Raw genomic sequence first — 13,742 nt, 5'->3', positions numbered from 1 at the left:
GGCGCGCACATCTCAATCAGCAGCCAGGGCGCCCCGGAGAGCCGGGCGGCCACTCCTCGCGAGCCACGACTGGCAGAGAGCTATCAGCCACACCCGGCCCTCCCGGGCCGCTTAACAACTTACGGAGAGCAATGAACACCGACCTGACGTGGTTCAAGTCCAGCTACAGCGGTAGCGACGGCGGCAACTGCCTCGAAGTGGCCGTCGCCTGGCGGAAGTCGAGCTACAGCGGCAGCGAAGGCGGTAACTGCGTCGAGGTTGCCGCATGCCCCGGCACCGTCCACGTCCGGGACTCGAAGCTGCTGAGCGACAGCCCCGAGCTCCGCCTCACCCCCGCCGCCTGGTCGGCGCTTGCCGGATGGGTCGGGGCGTAGTCACCCGGACGGGTCGATTCGGGGGCCGCGTGACATGGGTAGGGGAGGGCCCGTCCTTCCCCGCCCACTCATCGGAGGCCCCCGTGCCCGACAAGAACGGCCCCTACAAGGCCGGTACCCCGTGCTGGATCGACCTGATGGTGCCGGACCAGCAGGCCGCGATCGACTTCTACGCCGACCTGTTCGGCTGGCAGGGCGAGGTCGGCCCGGCCGAGGCCGGCGGCTACGCCGTCTGCGAGCTCAAGGGCAAGCCCGTCGCCGGGATCATGGCCGCCATGAACCCGGACGGGTCCACGCCCGACCCGATGCCCCCGGCGGCCTGGACGACGTACCTCGCCACCGACGACGTGGACGAGACGCTCGCCGCGATCGACAAGGCCGGCGGCAACACGGTCATGGGCGCCATGGACGTCATGGACATCGGCCGGATGGCGGTCGTGGCCGACCCGCAGGGCGCGGTGTTCGGGCTGTGGGAGGCGAAGTCCTTCTACGGGGCCGGGATCGTCAACGAGCACGGTGCGCTGATCTGGAACGAGCTGAGCACCACCGACCCGCAGGCGGCCGGCTCCTTCTACTCCGCCGCGCTGCCGGTCACGGCCACTCCGTCGGAGATGGAGGGCGCCGAGGGTTACATGGAGTTCAAGGTCGACGGGCGGGCGGTCGGCGGCTTGATGAACCTGGAGAAGGCACCGCCCGGCAACCGCCCGCACTGGATGCCGTACTTCTGCGTGGACGACACCGACAGCGTGGTCGCGGCGGCGGAGCGGGCCGGGGCGAATGTGCTCGCGCCGCCGTTCGACATGGTGGCGGGGCGGATGGCGGTGCTGACCGACCCGCAGGGCGCGGTGTTCTCGGTGATCCACTCGGCGATGACGCCGGAGCAACCCGTCTGACGCCGGAGTACCCGGTCTGACGTCCGTCGGGTAGCTTCCGTCGAGTAGCCGGGCCTGGCGGGCAGCCAGTTCACCCCGCACCGCCGGTCCACCCACCCCGCCGCGTGTGCTCGCCCCGGGGCGTCGGCGTCCACCCGTTCACCACCGACGCCGACGCCGACGCCCCGGGTTCCGTGAGCGGTTGGACGTCAAGTGCGGACCGCCGAAACGTTCCGCCCGCCGGGCCCCTGTGCTCCATACGCGTGGCCCTGTCGGCGATCTTGGTGAATTCCCGTGACGTCGCGACCGGTGCGCCCCGGCGCGCCGGTCGCCCGGTGCCACAGTGCTCAGGCATGAGCAGAGCCCGGCACAGCCTGCACAGGCGTGCCCTCACCGTCATCGTCAGCAGTTTCCTCCTCGTCCTCCAGTCCCTCGTGCTCCTCGGGCCCGCCGCCCCCGCCGCGCACGCGGGCACCGACCAGAGACTGGCCACCGGCGGCTTCGAGCCGCACAACGCCACCGTCAATCCCCGCAGGCCGGCCCAGGTGGCCGTGATGCAGGGCTGCACCGTCCGGATCGACAACAACTGGGGCCGGGACAACTTCCCGATCACCCGGACCTCCACCCTCCCGTGCTCCGGTGACCCGGTCCTCGCCTTCGACTCGCAGGGGCGGCTGTTCGTCACGCACCTGTCGACGAGTTTCAACACCGGCGGCCGGTTCGGTGTGGGCGTCGGCCGGATCAACGACCTGACGACCCCGGGGAACCAGACGTACACCGCGGCCCAGGTGAGCGGGAACAGCGCCTTCAACCACGACAAGGCGTGGCTGGTGGCCGATGCCAATCCCACCAGCCCGTACCAGGACAACCTCTACGTGGTCTGGACGCACCTCGCGAACCCCGCCTGGGAGATCCAGTTCTCCCGCTTCGAGGTCGGCGCCACGGCGTGGTCGGTGCCGCGTGTGCTGTCCACGCCCGGCGAGGCGAACCCCTGGCCCGCCCATGCCGCTGTCGGTCCGAACGGCGACCTGTACCTCGGGTACCACGCCAACGCGTGCGTCGAGGGCCAGGACGGCGCGCCGACACAGGGCACCACGGTGCTCCTGCGCGACGGCTCCGGCGGTGAGGACTTCGAGAACGGCACGGTCCAGCAGCGGACCACGCCGTTCACGGCGGGGCGGTCGACCGTCACGTGCAACGTGGTCGACGACGCGGGCGACAACATCCCGGGCACCGACTTCTGGCTGTTCGGCAGCATGCAGCCCTGGATCCTGCCCGACCCGGCCCGCGCCGGGAACGTCTACGTCGTCGCCAACGACGACCCGAACAACGTCTTCGCGAACGGCGACGACGCCGACGTGGTCATCGCCCGCTCCTCGGACAACGGCCAGACCTTCACGCGCGGCCGGGTCGACCACGGGCCGGGGCAGACCTTCGCCGTGATGCCGACCGCCCACATCGACCAGGACGGCAACGCGGTCGTCACCTGGTACGACAACCGCAACGGCCGGCGCAACGGCGGCACCGGGCCGAACGGGAACAACAACTTCCTGCTGGAGCTGTACGGCACGGCCAGCCGGGACGGCGGGCAGACCTGGTCGCGGGACTTCCGCGTCGGCGACGACCTGTTCGACCCGGACCTCAATGCCCCGTGCCGGTTCTCCTGCGGCGCCGGCTCCACCACGCAGACGCTGCGCATCGGCGAGTACAACGGGCTGTGGACGGTGAACGGCATCGGCTACGCGTCCTGGACCGGCAACACCACCCCGCCGACGCCGACCGCCGGGGCACAGGGCGCGCAGGCCACGTACTACGACACCTTCTCCCTGCTCGGCGCCTTCCCCGACGCCTTCGAGCCCAACGAGTCGATCGACCACGCGGTGGCCGCCGACCTCGGCTCGGACGACCGGTTCAACCAGCCGCGGCTGACCCTGCACACCGCCACGGACGTGGACTTCTTCCGCATCACGCCCCGCCACACCGGGCACGTGACCGCGGAGATCCGCTTCAACGAGGTGCTGTCGCCGCTCGCGGTGCGCGCGTACGACAAGTTCGGCCGGCGCGTCGCCACGGGGACGGTCACCACCCGCGCGGGCACCTCCACGGGCCGGCTGGCGATCCCGGTCGTGCGTGACGAGGTGTACTACGTCGTGGTCAGCGCGGCGGGGGTCGCCGACCCGACCCGGCCCGGCGACGCCTCGCCGGACGACCCGCCGCAGGCGACGTACGACCTGGTCGTCGTGGCCCGGGAGGCGCCGGAGCCGTTCGGGCTGGACCTCAAGCACGGCTCCGACTCGGGCCGCTTCGACAACGACGACGTCACGAACGTCGCCGGGCCCGAGCTGTTCCTGCGGGTGGACGACGCGGAGCTGCGCACCGCCGGCATCCCCCTGTCGCCGCAGAACGCCACCGCCACGCTCGCCGACGACACGCCCGGCTACAAGGTGGCCGTGGAGCGCGACGGGCAGCGCGTCGGGTTCGCCGTACCGGTCGACCCGGCGGGCAAGCCGGGGCTGTACCAGATCGACCTGGACCCGGTCCTGACCGAAGGGGAGAACCTGATCACCGCCGAGGTGATCATCGTGGACCCGTCCGACGACCCGGGCGTCCCGGGCACCGGCCACGTCGTCGGCTCGGGCGCGGAGAGCGCCCACAGGCTGCTGATCAACCTGGACACGGTCGCGCCGGCCGCGCCGGGCACCGCGCCGGACCTGCTGGCCTCCAGCGACACCTCCGGCAACGACATCGACAACATCACCACCATCATCAAGCCCGCCTTCCAGGGCTCGGAGGTGGAGCCGAACGCCCTGGTGCGGCTGCTGGCCACCCCGGCCGGCGGTTCGGCGGCCGAGGTCGGCAAGGACACGGCCACCCCGGCGGGCGCGTACGAGGTCACCAGCGCGGCCCTGCGTGACGGCCGCTACGGCGTCGCGGTCCGGCTGGAGGACCTGGCCGGCAACCTGGGCGCGGCCTCGCCGTCCCTGGCGGTCACCATCGCCAAGCACTCGCTGCGGCTGGAAGGCGCCACCACCGACCTGCTGGTCGACGTGGCCGAGGGCACGGTGACTGGCTACCCGGGCATCCCCGGCGGGTACGTCGGCATCCGCGGCATCCCGTACGTCCACCTCGACGCGAACGGGCACGGCGCGGCCGTGCAGGGCGGCGCGAAGGACGACCGGCTCACCTTCACGCCGACCGGCATCGCCAGCGGCCGGCTGACCCGGGCGGGCTCGCAGGTGATCAACTTCTCGCACGTCGGCGGGGAGATCGAGGTCGCCACCCTGGGCGGCGACGACGAGGTGACCATCGTGGGCACCACGCGGGGCGACACGATCCGCGGGATCGTGGACACCTTCACCACGCTGCACGTCGAGTCGCTGCCGCTGCTGCGCCGCGACCCGGTCTCGCTGACGGAGCTGCTGGGGCTGTCCATCGTCACGGAGCAGGCCGAGCGGATCGGCATCCTCGCGCGGGGCGGCCGGGACACGGTCGACATCACCGTCAAGGACACGGTCAACGCGCAGCTGTCGGTCGACGGCGGTCCGCCGACCGGGGTCGAGCCGCCGAAGGGCGACCAGCTGATCGTGCGGGCGGGCGCGCCCGGCGCGCAGATCACCAAGGACCACGGCAAGCAGAAGGGCGCCGGGTCGGTGTACGTCCGCTACCCGCGGACCACGGACGCCAGGACGAGCATCGACTTCCTGGAGACGGAGGAGGTGACCCTCAAGCCGACCTACGTGGAGGAGCCGAAGGCGAAGGCCCCGGCCGCGCCCAACTCCCCGAAGCCGCACCGGATGTGACGTAGTGGACGCAGTGGACGCAGTGGCCGACCGGATGTGACGCAGCACACAGGGAACGTCCGTCCGGTGCGGCTCCTCCTCGGGGTGTCGGTTCGCCAACACCCCGAGGAGCCAACGTGGTCAATGTGGTCAACGTGGTCAACGTGGCTGCTGCGTTCGATGCGGTCGATCCCGTACGCCGCCTGCGGGCCGGACGGGCGCTCGCCGCGCTGTTCGCCGTCGACGGGCTCGTCCATCTGTACTGGGCCACCGGCCTGACCTGGCCCGCGCCCGGCGAGCGGGCGCTGTCCCTGGCCGTGCTGGGCACGGTCGTCTCCTTCGCCCCGCGCGTGGTCCTGCCGCTGGCGGTCCTCGGGCTGGTCGCCTCCGCCGCGCTGTACGCCCGCGGGCGGGGCCGCGGCGGGTGGTTCGCCGCCGCGGCCGCCTGGGCGGTCACCGCCGGGCTGCTCGCCCGCGGACTGCTGGGCCTGGTCTGGGCGTCCGGGATCGTGGACGCCTCCGCCGGCCCCGCGTTCCACTGGCTGAACCTGCTCCTGTACACCCCGCTCTGCCTGTTCTTCGCCGCCCTGGCCGCCACCCGCCTGCTCCCGCCTACGCTGGGTGCTTCATGACCGGTGAACGGCGGGACCGGGGCGTGGCCCTGGCGCGGGCGGCCCGGGCCGGGGACACCCTCGCGCTGCACGAGCTGCTGGACCACCTCGGCCCGTACGTCTCGCGCGTCTGTACGCCGATCGCCCTCGCGGACGGCCCGGACGCGGTGCAGGAGACGCTGCTGGTGGTGTTCCGGCAGCTGAGATCCCTGAAGGACCCGCAGGCGCTGTACGGCTGGGTGCGGGCCGTCGCCGTCCGCGAGGCGGTCCGCATCGCCCGGCGGGCCTCCCGTGCGCGTCCCGCCGAGCTGGCGGACGTACCGGCCGGGGGCGACCCGCAGCTCGCCACCGACATCGACGACGTCCTGGCCCGCCTCTCGCCCGAGCACCGGGCCGTACTCGTGCTGCGGGACGTGGAGGGCCTGGACGAGCAGAGCGCGGCCGCACTCCTGCGCATCCCGGCCGGCACCGCGAAGTCCCGGCTGCACCGGGCCCGCACGAGCTTCCGAAAGGCGTGGTCCGCGTGACCGAACCCACCCGAGAGATGGACACCGTCCAGCGGCTGCACGTGATGGCGGCCGGGGTGCGCGGCGCGCGCGTCGCCGAACGGATCCTGCCCGCGCCTTTCGAGGAGGTCTGGGAGGCCATGGCCGCCCTGGACTTCCTCCCCGACCTCCAGCGCGTGTGGGTCCTGCGCACCGACGGCGACCGGATCGAGGCGCTGGCCCGCAGCAGGTACGGCTTCCGGGCCCACCTGCGGGGCTTTCGCCGCCCCGGCTGGTGCTGGCTGCAGAGCCGCTTCCTGATCGTGGGCCTGGCCGCCGCCCCCGCACCCGGCGGGACCGGCACGCGGATCGCCCTGACCGGGGGTGTACGCATCCCCACCCGCGCCGCGGTCGTCCCCTTCGGCACGCTCCGGGAACTGACCTCGGCCGGGGACCGGCTGGCGACCCGGCTGGAGCGCTGACCACCGCCTCCGCAGGGCGTGCGGGACCCCGGGGCCCCGCACGCCTCACTTTCGGTTCACTTTCGGTTCACTTTCAGTGGGTCAGCGGGTAGGAGTGCCTGCCCGTGGCCTCGTCGATCTCAGTGTGGGCCTTCGACAACAACTGCGACGAGAGATCCATGAGCGCCCTCGCGCCCGCGATCTCCTCACCGACCCGGAGCTGCTCCGGATCCGAGGGGTGGCGCATGGCGTAGCCGCGCGCCTTCATTTCGGTGCCGTCGGGGAGCCTGACCAGGGCCGCCGCACTGGTGCGGTGACCCTCCTCGGAGAACTCCATCTCGACATGCCACCCGACCAGCGTGGCCATGGCGATTCACCTCCAGAGGTCGACCTCTTCCTACCAGGGTGCGCCTGTGGCCGGGAATCCGCGCAGGGAGAGGGGTGGGCGATCGTCCCGCTGGGCGGGACGGGCGGGCACCCCGGGACCACCGGCGTGAGCCCGCTCACGCGTCCCGCGCCCCCCGCAACCGCCCGCGCCCCCGCCGCTCAGGCAAAGACTCAGCGCTCGCGCCGCAGCCAGGTGGCAGCCTCCGTCGCCCAGTACGTAAGGATCGTGTCCGCACCCGCCCGCTTGATGCCCGTCAGGGTCTCCAGAATGGCCCGGTCACGCTCCACCCAGCCCTTCTCCGCCGCAGCCTCGATCATCGCGTACTCGCCCGAGATCTGGTATGCCGACACCGGCACGTCCACGGCCTGCGCGACCCGGTACAGGATGTCCAGGTACGGCCCGGCCGGCTTGACCATGACCATGTCGGCGCCCTCCTCCAGGTCCAGCGCCAGCTCGCGCAGCGACTCCCGGGCGTTCGCCGGGTCCTGCTGGTAGCTCTTGCGGTCACCCTGGAGCGAGGAGGCGACGGCCTCGCGGAAGGGGCCGTAGAAGGCGGAGGAGTACTTCGCCGTGTAGGCCAGGATCGAGACGTCCTCGTGGCCCGTCTCGTCCAGCGCGTCGCGGATCACGCCGACCTGGCCGTCCATCATGCCGCTCGGCCCGACCACGTGGACGCCCGCGTCGGCCTGGACCTGGGCCATCTCCGCGTACCGCTCCAGCGTCGCGTCGTTGTCGACCCGGCCCTCGGCGTCGAGCACCCCGCAGTGGCCGTGGTCGGTGTACTCGTCCAGGCACAGGTCGGACATGATCACCAGGTCGTCGCCGACCTCGGCCTTCACGTCGCGGATCGCCACCTGGAGGATGCCGTCCGGCTCGGTGCCGGCCGTGCCCAGCGCGTCCTTGTTCTCGTCCGCCGGGACACCGAAGAGCATGATCCCCGAGACCCCGGCCTCCACAGCCTCCACCGCCGCCTTGCGCAGCGTGTCCCGCGTGTGCTGGACCACGCCCGGCATCGCCGAGATCGGCATCGGCTCGCTGATGCCCTCGCGGACGAACGCCGGGAGGATCAGGTCGGCCGGGTGCAGCCGGGTCTCCGCGACCATCCGCCGCATCGCCGGGGTGGTGCGCAGCCGGCGCGGCCGGGAGCCGGGGAAGGAACCGTACGTGCTCATCTTCGTCGCCTCTTCGAGCTCTTCGAGAACAGTCAGGCCAAGCGTAGGGCCCAGGCGCTGCTGCACCCGGGCCCACTCCAGCCCCGCCGGCGTTCGAGGTGCGGGGTCCGGGGCGGAGCCCCGCCCATTCCAGCCCCGCCGGCGTTTGAGGCGCGGGGTCCGGGGCGGAGCCCCGGTTACGGGAAGGGGCGGGGTGGGGAAGAGGCCCCGCGCAGCGGTGGGCTCGTCACGTCGTACGACGCCTGCGCGCCCCCGGCCGGCGCTCGCTCGGGCGGGCCACCGCCTCGCCCGCCGCCTTCGCCGCCTCGCGGCGCGCCGCGCCGTACTCGGCCAAGGCCTCCGCCAGCTTCGACACGCTCGGCTCCGGCGAGAGCACGTCGACCCGCAGGCCGTGCTCCTCCGCCGTCTTCGCCGTGGCGGGGCCGATACAGGCGATGACGGTCACGTTGTGCGGCTTGCCGGCGATGCCCACCAGGTTGCGGACGGTCGAGGAGGACGTGAAGAGGACGGCATCGAAACCGCCGCCCTTGATCGCCTCACGCGTGTCCGCCGGCGGCGGCGACGCGCGCACGGTCCGGTAGGCGGTGACGTCGTCGACCTCCCACCCGAGCTCTATCAGCCCGGCGACCAGCGTCTCCGTGGCGATGTCGGCGCGCGGCAGGAAGACGCGGTCGATCGGGTCGAAGACCGGGTCGTACGGCGGCCAGTCCTCCAGCAGCCCGGCCGCGGACTGCTCGCCGCTGGGCACCAGGTCCGGCTTCACGCCGAACTCGACCAGCGCGGCGGCCGTCTGCTCGCCCACCGCGGCGACCTTGATCCCGGCGAAGGCGCGGGCGTCGAGCCCGTACTCCTCGAACTTCTCGCGCACCGCCTTGACGGCGTTGACCGAGGTGAAGGCGATCCACTCGTAGCGGCCCGTCACCAGGCCCTTGACCGCGCGCTCCATCTGCTGGGGCGTACGCGGCGGCTCCACGGCGATGGTCGGCACCTCGTGCGGCACCGCGCCGTAGGAACGCAGCTGGTCGGAGAGCGAGGCGGCCTGCTCCTTGGTCCGCGGGACGAGCACCCGCCAGCCGAACAGCGGCTTCGACTCGAACCAGGCCAGATCCTCGCGCCGCGCGGCGGCGCTGTGCTCACCGACCACGGCTATCACCGGACGCGCACCCTCCGGCGACGGGAGGATCTTGCCCTGCTTGAAGACCTGGGCGATCGTGCCGAGCGTCGCGCTCCACGTGCGCTGCCGGGTCGTCGTACCGGCCACGGTCACGGTCAGCGGGGTGTCGGGCTTGCGCCCGGCGCCCACCAGCTCCGCCGCGGCGGCCGCGACCGTCTCCAGCGTCGCCGAGACGACCAGGGTGCCGTCGCTGGCGCCCACCTCGTTCCAGCACCGGGCGGAGGCGGTCCGGGCGTCCACGAACCGGACGTCGGTCCCCTGGTTGTCGCGCAGCGGCACACCCGCGTACGCGGGCACACCGACCGCCGTCGCGACACCGGGCACCACCTCGAACGGAATACCGGCCGAGGCGCACGCGAGCATCTCGTCGGCGGCGTTGCCGTCGAGCCCGGGGTCGCCGGTCACCGCTCGCACGACCCGCCTGCCGGAGCGCGCCGCCTCCATGACAAGATTGGCTGCGTCCCGGATCACCGGGAGCCCGGCGGCCGTTGACGCCTCGTCAGCGACGGTCAGCTGCGGCATGTCGACGCCAGCGCGCGCATGCGCCCGTACGACGTCCAGCACCTCGGGCTCCGCGATCAGGACGTCCGCGGCCGTCAGCGCCTCGACGGCGCGCAGCGTGAGCAGCCCCGGGTCGCCGGGGCCGGCACCGAGGAAGGTGACGTGCCCCTGGCCCGCGGCGGCCGGAAACGCGAAGGTGGTGGGACTTGAGGGGTTCAAAGCGCTCGCTCCCCCATCAGACCGGCCGCGCCCTTGGCGAGCATCTCGTCCGCGAGTTCGCGACCGAGCGCCACAGCCTCGTCGTGCGACTGGGGCACGGGACCGGTGGTGGACAGCTGCACCAGCGTCGAGCCGTCGATCGTGCCGACGACGCCACGCAGGCGCATTTCGTTGACAATCTCCCCGTCGGCCAGAAGGTCGGCCAGCGCGCCCACGGGGGCGCTGCAGCCGGCCTCCAGGGCGGCGAGCAGGGACCGCTCGGCGGTCACGGCGGCCCGGGTGTGCGGGTCGTCGAGTTCACCGAGGGCGGCAATGAGGTCCGCGTCGGACGCGAGGCACTCCACTGCCAGGGCCCCCTGGCCGGGGGCGGGCAGGACGTTGTCGACCGACAGGAAGTCGGTCGCCTCGTCGCCGCGGCCGATCCGGTTCAGCCCGGCGGCGGCCAGGACCACGGCGTCGAGCTCGCCGGCGCGCACGTACCCGATGCGGGTGTCCACGTTGCCGCGGATGGCGACGGTCTCGATGCGCTTGCCGAGGGCGCGGGCGTAGTGGTTCAGCTGCGCCATGCGGCGCGGCGAACCGGTACCGACGCGGGCGCCGTCGGGCAGCTGCTCGAAGGTCAGGCCGTCACGCGCGACGAGGGCGTCGCGCGGGTCCTCGCGCCGCGGGATCGCGGCGAGCACCAGTTCGGCGGGCTGCGTGGTGGGCAGGTCCTTCAGGCTGTGCACGGCGAAGTCGACCTCGCCGCGCAGCAGGGCGTCGCGCAGCGCCGTGACGAAAACGCCGGTGCCGCCGATCTGCGCGAGGTGCTCGCGCGAGACGTCCCCGTACGTCGTGATCTCCACGAGCTCGACGGGGCGGCCGGTGACGGCGCGCACCGCCTCCGCGACGTGGCCGGACTGGGACATGGCCAGCTTGCTGCGCCGCGTGCCGAGCCGGAGCGGCTGGTCGTGACGTGAATTCATGATGCCCGTCCTGCGATTCCTGGGTCGTCGTTCCTGTCGGCCTGTCCGACGGAGGCCACCGAGGCGACCGTCTGCGGGTCGAGATCGAAAAGTTCGCGCAGCGCCTCGGCGTACCCGGCGCCGCCGGGCTCGCTCGCCAGCTGCTTCACGCGCACGGTCGGGGCGTGCAGCAGCTTGTCCACGACGCGGCGCACGGTCTGCGTCACCTCGGCGCGCTGCCGCTCGTCGAGGTCGGGCAGCCGCCCGTCGAGCCGGGCGACCTCGCTGGCCACGACCTCGGCGGCCATAGCGCGCAGCGCGACCACGGTGGGCGTGATGTGCGCGGCGCGCTGCGCGGCGCCGAACGCCGCGACCTCGTCCGCGACGAGAGCGCGTACGGCGTCCACGTCGGCGGCCATCGGCGCGTCGGCGGAGGCCTCGGCGAGGGACTCGATGTCCACCAGCCGCACGCCGGGCATCCGGTGCACGGCGGCGTCGATGTCCCGCGGCATGGCCAGGTCCAGCAGCGCCAGCCGTACGGTCGCGGGATCGGCCTGGGCCCGGCCCGCGGCGGACCGCGGCCGCGGCGGCCGCTGGGCGGCGGCGCCGCCCTGGTCGGCCCAGGCGCCGTGCAGTTCGAGCGAGGTGGCATCGACCCCGGCCAGCGCGGTACGCCCGGCGGGCCCGGGCAACTCCACGGGGCACGCGTCCCCGGCCACAGCACTGAGCGTCCGAGCGGCCCCGGCGTCGGCCAGCCGCCCGAGGGCCTGCGCGGCAGCGGCAAGCCGCGCGACAACGTCGGCGTCAGGCGCACCTTCCAGCCCCGCCGGCGTTTGAGGCGCGGGGTCCGGGGCGGAGCCCCGGGGGGTCTGGGGCGCAGCCCCAGTTACGGGAAGGGGCGGGGTGGGGAAAGAGCCGCCCGCAGGGCTGGCCCCGCCCACGCCGAGCGCCCCGCCCACACCGGAGCCCGAGGCAGGAGCCTCGGCAGCCGGCCCGGCCAGGTCAAGGCCGTGCCTCGCGAGCGCCGCGGCGACGTCCTCGCCGGTGAGGACGAGCCCGGTCGCGCCCGTGCAGGACACCGCCACGTCGACTCGTGTCAGCTCGTCCGCGACGTCCGCCATCGCAACAGCCCGCGCCGACACGCCCGTCCCCGACGCGCCAAGGATCTCCACGAGCCGCTGCGCCCGCTCAGCAGTCCGGTTGGCCACAACAATCTCGGCCACGCCGACCCGCGCCAGCGTCGCCGCCGCCAGCGACGACATCGAGCCGGCGCCGATCACCAGCGCCCGCTTGCCCGCCGCCCAGTCGGCGACCGGCTCGCGCACGGCCAGCTGCTCCAGCCCGAAGGTCACCAGCGACTGCCCGGCCCGGTCGATGCCGGTCTCCGAGTGCGCCCGCTTGCCGACCCGCAGGGCCTGCTGGAAGAGGTCGTTGATGAGCCGCCCGGCCGTGTGCAGCTCCTGGCCCAGCGCCAGCGCGTCCTTGATCTGGCCGAGGATCTGCCCCTCGCCGACCACCATGGAGTCCAGGCCGCACGCCACCGAGAACAGGTGGTGCACCGCCCGGTCCTCGTAGTGGACGTACAGGTACGGGGTGAGCTCCTCCAGCGCAACGCCGCTGTGCTGCGCGAGCAGCGTGGACAGCTCGGCGACGCCGGCGTGGAACTTGTCCACGTCCGCGTACAGCTCGATCCGGTTGCACGTGGCGAGCACCGTCGCCTCGGTGGCCGGCTCCGCCGCCAGCGTGTCGTGCAGCAGCTTCACCTTCGCGTCCGCGGACAGCGAGGCCCGCTCCAGCACGCTGACGGGCGCACTGCGGTGGCTCAGCCCTACGACGAGCAGACTCATGCCGGCATCACCGCCGGGACGTCACCCTCGGGGCGGCCCTTGCGGGAGCCGGGGGTCGCGGCGGCCGCGGCGGGGGCAGCAGGCGCGGAAGCAGCGGCCGCGGCAGCAGGTGCGGTCGGCGCGGCAGGTGCCCCCGCCACGCCGTGGGCGGCCGCCGTCGGCTCGCCGGCCTTGCGCTGCTCGTGGAAGGCGAGGATCTGCAGCTCGATCGACAGGTCGACCTTGCGTACGTCCACCCCGTCCGGCACGGACAGCACGGTCGGCGCGAAGTTCAGGATGGAGGTGACGCCGGCCGCGACCAGCCGGTCGCAGACCTGCTGGGCCGCGCCCGCGGGCGTGGCGATGACGCCGATGGAGACGCCGTTGTCCTCGATGATCTTCTCCAGATCATCGGTGTGCTGCACGGGGATGCCGGCGACCGGCTTTCCGGCCATCGCCGGGTCCGCGTCGATCAGGGCCGCGACGCGGAAACCGCGCGAGGCGAAGCCGCCGTAGTTGGCCAGGGCGGCGCCGAGGTTGCCGATACCGACGATGACGACCGGCCAGTCCTGCGTCAGGCCGAGCTCGCGGGAGATCTGGTAGACGAGGTACTCGACGTCGTAGCCGACGCCGCGGGTGCCGTAGGAGCCCAGGTAGGAGAAGTCCTTGCGCAGCTTCGCCGAATTCACGCCGGCGGCGGCCGCGAGCTCCTCGGAGGACACCGTGGGCACCGAACGCTCGGAGAGCGCGGTGAGTGCCCGCAGGTACAGCGGGAGCCGGGCGACGGTGGCCTCGGGGATGCCTCGGCTGCGGGTCGCCGGTCGGTGAGTTCGGCCAGTTGCCACGATGCTCCTGCGGGATGAGCGGGGCTGCAGGCGGCCAGATGTCCCAAGACCGCCCCGTCGACAGCAGGCTATGTCTTTGTGAACGTGTGCA

12 protein-coding genes are annotated in these 13,742 nt (G+C 73.1%); 6 read left to right on the top strand and 6 right to left on the bottom strand.

What is annotated here, in order from left to right; all coding sequences use genetic code 11:
• The first annotated feature begins 131 nt into the window (after window positions 1–131).
• The 6 genes from GPJ59_RS07420 (at window position 132) to GPJ59_RS07395 (ending at window position 6,603) form a co-directional block, all read left to right on the top strand.
• Window positions 132–374, top strand: coding sequence for a DUF397 domain-containing protein (locus tag GPJ59_RS07420; RefSeq protein ID WP_219665645.1), 243 nt, complete (start codon window positions 132–134; stop codon window positions 372–374).
• A gap of 83 nt (window positions 375–457) precedes the next feature.
• Window positions 458–1,267: a VOC family protein gene (locus GPJ59_RS07415; RefSeq protein WP_374200798.1), complete on the top strand. Its 810-nt coding sequence runs from the start codon at window positions 458–460 to the stop codon at window positions 1,265–1,267.
• Between the two features lie 332 nt (window positions 1,268–1,599).
• Window positions 1,600–5,046: an Ig-like domain-containing protein gene (locus tag GPJ59_RS07410; protein ID WP_219665643.1), complete on the top strand. Its 3,447-nt coding sequence runs from the start codon at window positions 1,600–1,602 to the stop codon at window positions 5,044–5,046.
• Window positions 5,047–5,162: 116 nt separating this feature from the next.
• Complete coding sequence (locus GPJ59_RS07405) at window positions 5,163–5,657, top strand: DUF3995 domain-containing protein (protein WP_308120177.1); 495 nt, start codon at window positions 5,163–5,165, stop codon at window positions 5,655–5,657.
• A complete protein-coding gene (locus GPJ59_RS07400; RefSeq protein WP_219665642.1) occupies window positions 5,654–6,163 on the top strand; it encodes an RNA polymerase sigma factor in 510 nt (169 codons plus the stop codon). Before GPJ59_RS07405 ends, GPJ59_RS07400 begins: the two co-directional genes overlap by 4 nt.
• A complete protein-coding gene (locus GPJ59_RS07395) occupies window positions 6,160–6,603 on the top strand; it encodes a hypothetical protein (RefSeq protein WP_219665641.1) in 444 nt (147 codons plus the stop codon). The genes GPJ59_RS07400 and GPJ59_RS07395 overlap by 4 nt, the downstream gene beginning before the upstream one ends.
• Window positions 6,604–6,676: 73 nt before the next feature.
• Here GPJ59_RS07395 and GPJ59_RS07390 read toward each other — a convergent pair whose 3' ends face one another.
• From GPJ59_RS07390 to GPJ59_RS07365, 6 genes are all read right to left on the bottom strand, one after another.
• Window positions 6,677–6,949, bottom strand: a complete 273-nt coding sequence (locus tag GPJ59_RS07390) for a DUF1876 domain-containing protein (RefSeq protein ID WP_219665640.1) — start codon at window positions 6,947–6,949, stop codon at window positions 6,677–6,679.
• A gap of 191 nt (window positions 6,950–7,140) precedes the next feature.
• On the bottom strand, window positions 7,141–8,142 hold the full coding sequence (hemB, locus tag GPJ59_RS07385) for a porphobilinogen synthase (RefSeq protein WP_219665639.1): 1,002 nt from the start codon (window positions 8,140–8,142) through the stop codon (window positions 7,141–7,143).
• A gap of 226 nt (window positions 8,143–8,368) precedes the next feature.
• Window positions 8,369–10,036 (bottom strand): bifunctional uroporphyrinogen-III C-methyltransferase/uroporphyrinogen-III synthase, encoded by a 1,668-nt coding sequence (locus tag GPJ59_RS07380; RefSeq protein ID WP_219665638.1) that lies wholly within the window; start codon window positions 10,034–10,036, stop codon window positions 8,369–8,371.
• Window positions 10,033–11,001, bottom strand: coding sequence for a hydroxymethylbilane synthase (hemC, locus tag GPJ59_RS07375; RefSeq protein WP_219665637.1), 969 nt, complete (start codon window positions 10,999–11,001; stop codon window positions 10,033–10,035). Before hemC ends, GPJ59_RS07380 begins: the two co-directional genes overlap by 4 nt.
• A complete protein-coding gene (locus tag GPJ59_RS07370) occupies window positions 10,998–12,827 on the bottom strand; it encodes a glutamyl-tRNA reductase (protein ID WP_219665636.1) in 1,830 nt (609 codons plus the stop codon). Before GPJ59_RS07370 ends, hemC begins: the two co-directional genes overlap by 4 nt.
• Complete coding sequence (locus GPJ59_RS07365; RefSeq protein ID WP_219665635.1) at window positions 12,824–13,651, bottom strand: redox-sensing transcriptional repressor Rex; 828 nt, start codon at window positions 13,649–13,651, stop codon at window positions 12,824–12,826. The genes GPJ59_RS07370 and GPJ59_RS07365 overlap by 4 nt, the downstream gene beginning before the upstream one ends.
• Window positions 13,652–13,742 lie beyond the last annotated feature (91 nt).

The sequence above is a fragment of the Streptomyces bambusae genome, from assembly GCF_019400985.1.
GTDB lineage: Bacteria > Actinomycetota > Actinomycetes > Streptomycetales > Streptomycetaceae > Streptomyces > Streptomyces bambusae_A.
Note: the sequence above shows the minus strand (reverse complement) of the source record. Positions and strands in the feature narration are given on the sequence as shown.

Bases quoted from the DNA above. Each gene is read 5' to 3' on its own strand.
- GPJ59_RS07420 (WP_219665645.1), top strand. From the start codon at position 132: ATGAACACCGACCTGACGTGGTTCAAGTCCAGCTACAGCGGTAGCGAC.
- GPJ59_RS07370 (WP_219665636.1), bottom strand. From the start codon at position 12,827: ATGAGTCTGCTCGTCGTAGGGCTGAGCCACCGCAGTGCGCCCGTCAGC.
- GPJ59_RS07390 (WP_219665640.1), bottom strand. From the start codon at position 6,949: ATGGCCACGCTGGTCGGGTGGCATGTCGAGATGGAGTTCTCCGAGGAG.
- GPJ59_RS07410 (WP_219665643.1), top strand. From the start codon at position 1,600: ATGAGCAGAGCCCGGCACAGCCTGCACAGGCGTGCCCTCACCGTCATC.
- GPJ59_RS07400 (WP_219665642.1), top strand. From the start codon at position 5,654: ATGACCGGTGAACGGCGGGACCGGGGCGTGGCCCTGGCGCGGGCGGCC.
- hemB (WP_219665639.1), bottom strand. From the start codon at position 8,142: ATGAGCACGTACGGTTCCTTCCCCGGCTCCCGGCCGCGCCGGCTGCGC.
- hemC (WP_219665637.1), bottom strand. From the start codon at position 11,001: ATGAATTCACGTCACGACCAGCCGCTCCGGCTCGGCACGCGGCGCAGC.